Origin of the sequence: uncultured Virgibacillus sp. (genome assembly GCF_947495635.1) — a bacterium.
Taxonomy (GTDB): domain Bacteria; phylum Bacillota; class Bacilli; order Bacillales; family Amphibacillaceae; genus Virgibacillus; species Virgibacillus salarius.
In genome coordinates, this window is record NZ_CANMAB010000170.1 from 1 (window position 1) to 4,366 (window position 4,366).

At 36.9% G+C, this 4,366-nt stretch carries 2 protein-coding genes and 1 other annotated feature; of the genes, one reads left to right on the plus strand and one right to left on the minus strand.

The window, feature by feature from the left end; translation table 11 throughout:
* Positions 1-289 precede the first annotated feature (289 nt).
* Complete coding sequence (locus Q1A47_RS20100; protein WP_166530674.1) at positions 290-2,302, minus strand: ABC transporter permease subunit; 2,013 nt, start codon at positions 2,300-2,302, stop codon at positions 290-292.
* Between the two features lie 196 nt (positions 2,303-2,498).
* Positions 2,499-2,722 (plus strand) — a binding site (T-box leader).
* Positions 2,723-2,797: 75 nt separating this feature from the next.
* Between Q1A47_RS20100 and proS the strand changes: the two genes are divergently transcribed.
* Complete coding sequence (proS, locus tag Q1A47_RS20105; protein WP_166530673.1) at positions 2,798-4,237, plus strand: proline--tRNA ligase; 1,440 nt, start codon at positions 2,798-2,800, stop codon at positions 4,235-4,237.
* Positions 4,238-4,366 lie beyond the last annotated feature (129 nt).

The window sequence follows — 4,366 nt, forward strand, 5'->3', positions numbered from 1 at the left end:
CAGCCGGAGTGGTGGTCAAGCAGTAGCTATTATTCCATAATAGCTACTAGAGGAAGCGTAAATCTGAGCATTTAGTGGTAAGGACTGAGCGAATTTTGCTCAGGTTTTCTAATCCTGCTTCTTAGATGAAAAAGCATCGATAGGACTCATCAGACACCTTACCAGTGGGAAGCGAAGTATATTTCCAGAGCTACTTACACGCACAATTATTTCTAGTTGTGCGTTTTTTCTTTGCAACATACGTTTGTCCTCGTATCATTTTATAGCTGTAAGAATATATGTTTGAACGCTATCGAGCTTTTTTATCGTGAACGAGCTGGAAACGATTTGACGTTGGAGCAAACATATTCTCCGTATTTTCCTTATGGTTTATGGTACGTTTACTTTTGTATTTTTTAGCAGTAACCCCGATTTTAGCCTGTTGAACTTCCTTAATACCATTAATGATTAGTTGCATAGCAAAGATGCTTAACATAAAGGCAAGTAGAGGAAAGAGAATAAGCCAATATTGTCCACTTTTAAATGAATGTACAGTATTCCCAATTACTCCAGACCACTCGTTCGTAAGTGATTTAGGAGGCTCATTGAACATTGCCGAGCCCATAATTGTCCCGCCAAAAAATAGATCCAACATACCTAAGTGGATAAAAATAAATAAGACTTGAATAAATTGTTGCCCAAATAGAATCGTAAGTTTAGGAAATAGATGTGGCATCACGTGATGTCGCAATATATGGAATCTGCTTCCACCAAGAACACTCGCACTCGTAATAAATTCTTGCTGGAGTATGTTAGTTATATCTTTCCCTATCAGCACCGTTGTTAATGGAATAACTAGAACGGTCAAAATAATGATTTCGATAAGAATGCGTTCAGAAATCGTGTAGGATGGCTCCATTTCCCACCCTAATTGAAGAATGGGTTTCAACAAAATATAAGCAATTAATGTAAGTGGTAGAAAGTGAATAGAATCTACTATTTTAGATAACCAGCTTTGTTTACGTTTACTTATTGAAAAAGCAAACAAAATTCCACCACATAAACCGATAGCAACTCGAAGAAAAGCAATTAAAAAGCCAAAAACTAGTGTATATTTTGCTCCAATAATTAACTGATCCAGCAAATCAAATCCCTCTTTATCAGAACCCAATAAAAACGGATGACCAGGTGGATGTGGTGGAGTACTTTTTATTGTAGTACCATCTTCCTCGTAAAATATGTTTGCCTGATCAACATGATTATCCGTAATAATGGAATAGCCAATACTACCACCAATGGTTAGAATAAAGAACAGGCACCCTATTGCAAATTTATAGTTTTTTAGTTGCCTCCTTAGTGAAGCTATTGGAATTCGAGGTAGCAGCTTTTTCCAATGGATTATCTTTATATGTTTCATTACACAGCTAATTGGCTGAAAGGAAGGTATTTTTGCTAAGTCATGCGATTCAAATGTCGTTGCTTCATCAACCCAAAGGTCAATTAGCTGAAAGGTAATAAAAAAAGGTGTAAATAGCAGGATAAGTGACACAGCTATGGTCATTGGTGAAAAGCTTTCGATAATGTAAAAGGTAAGCCCATTCACATTAAATATTCTCTCAATGATAAACTGACTCGAGAGTGTTGCCCAAATAATTAGCTTGGATTGGTGAAAAGCACTTGGTAGGATGTTTCTAAACACATGACGAATTAGTATAACGGTTTTGGACAGCCCTTTACTTTTTAAAAACCGTACATAGTCCTTTGAAAACTCTTCCTCAATTAAAAATAGTAGAATTTTGAAAAGAAAGATCATCGGTAAGATAGACAAGGTTATAATTGGTCCAGCGTAGGCACGGTCGTCCATGTAGGAGCCTAATGTAAAAAGTGAGACACCAGTCTTGTTATATATATAAATAACTAGCATTTGTAACAGGACGACGAAAACAAGATCAGGGATCGTTTCTAGAAATTCGAGAAACTGCTTAATACCCTGTACAACCTGTTTTGGTAGGGAGTTGACAAAGAAGGCAAGTATAAATGCGATCGCAAAAGCGATACATATAGCACTAAACAAAATACTCATGGAGTATGTAAATGGGACCCATAACGTCTTAAAAATGGGAAATTCGCCTATGGAACCTTCTATTTGATAAGTCCATGACCCTGGTTGAATAAAATTGCCAAGGAACTTCCATAGATCATGGAAATAGAGAATGATATTAGTAATATCCCCTTTAGCAAAAAACTGTGGAAACACACTAATGCAAAGTATTCCTATAATACCGAGAAGATAAAATAACGTTACTTTTATGACTACTTTCACAATAAAACACATCTCTTCAGAAAATGGTAAGTATTTTAACAATTATGATGATATGTTAAGTATAGGTCGAAAAATTCAGCTTGTAAAGCGTTGAGCTATTCCCTACTAGAAGGGAAAATGAATATAGAATGGCTCACGCTCTAAATCATCTCTCTCTTGACTTTATGAACTGCAAACTATATAGTAAAGTTACATATTTGAAGCAAGGATGGAGAATAGTATAATCTAGGTTGTCTTTTTTAGAGAGGAAATGGTTGCTGCAAATTTCTAAAGACAAAGATTAGAACCTGCTCCTGAGTTCGTCACCGGAGAGTGTGTATCACACTGTAAGGTGTACGCGGGTAAGTCCCGTTATCAATGCAGAGTGTGCAATAGTTCCTATTGTAAACAAGGGTGGTACCACCAACCTCGGTCCCTTATTGGATGGAGGATTTTTTGTGTTTTAAAATAGGTATTTGAATATAAATAATTAACTTATATAATGAGGTGTTTGCTTTGGGAAAGAAAAATAAGCAGTTTGTGGAAAAAATCACTGCAATGGAGGACGATTTTGCCCAGTGGTATACTGATGTTGTTAAGCAAGCAGAGCTAGTGGATTATGGTCAAGTACGAGGAACGATGATTATTAAACCATATGGTTATGCTATCTGGGAAAACGTAAAAAATGAGCTAGATAAAAAATTCAAAGAGACAGGTCATACAAATGTTGCTTTCCCATTATTTATTCCGGAAAGCTTACTTCAGAAGGAAAAGGACCATGTTGAAGGCTTTGCACCAGAAGTAGCTTGGGTTACGCATGGCGGAGAAGAAGAATTAGCAGAGCGTTTGGCGGTCCGCCCAACCTCCGAAGTGCTATTCTGTGATTATTACTCAAAAAATATCCATTCCTATCGCGATTTACCCAAACTATATAATCAATGGGGAAATGTGGTGCGTTGGGAAAAGACAACACGACCATTTTTACGTTCGTCGGAATTTCATTGGCAGGAAGGTCATACTGCACATGCGACAGATGAAGATGCTGCTAAAGAAACAAACCAAATGCTAGGCATTTATGCAGATGTAGTAGAGAACTATTTAGCGATCCCTGTACTGCGTGGGAAAAAGACAGACAAAGAAAAATTTGCAGGCGCAAAATATACATTAACGATCGAAAGCATGATGCATGACGGTAAAGCTTTACAATCTGGGACATCACATCATTTCGGCTCTGGTTTCGCTGAAGCCTTTGATATTACCTATCTTGATGAAAATGGGGAAAGCCAATTTGTTCATCAAACTTCATGGGGGCTTTCAACAAGAATTATGGGAGCATTAATTATGGTGCATGGTGATAATCGTGGTTTGGTGATCCCACCACGTATTGCGCCTACGCAAGCAATGATCGTTCCAATTGCTCAACATAAAGAAGGAGTACTAGATAAAGCGTATAATCTTCGAGATCAATTGAAAAATTTGATACGTGTTGAGATTGACGGTAGTGATAAAATGCCTGGCTGGAAATTTAATGAATATGAAATGAAGGGTATTCCGGTACGAATTGAAATGGGGCCTAAGGATATTGAAAAAGAGCAGGTAGTTCTTGTACGTCGTGACACAGGAGAAAAAGAATTTGTTTCATTATCTGAGCTTGAACAGCGATTACCTGCATTATTAGAGGAAATTCAGCTTCATTTATATAATAATGCCAAGAAACATCGAGATGAAAAAACAACAGTAGTGACAAATATGGAAGAGTTCGCAAAAACATTGAACGATAACCCTGGGTTTATCAAAGCAATGTGGTGTGGCGATCAAGCATGTGAAGAGAAAATCAAAGAGGATACACTTGCAACTTCTCGCTGTATTCCTTTTGAACAAGAACAAGTTTCTGATACATGTGTATGTTGTGGAAAAGCAGCAAAAGAATTAGTTTATTGGGCAAAAGCTTATTAATGATAAGCGTTAAAACATAAGTTTTTATCACAAGGGCGCAACTTTGCGCTCTTTTTTGTAAGTTAAGAAAGTATAAAATCAGTGCAATGACTGCGTTAAGCCAAGTAGTTATTTTGAAATGTTTGATGT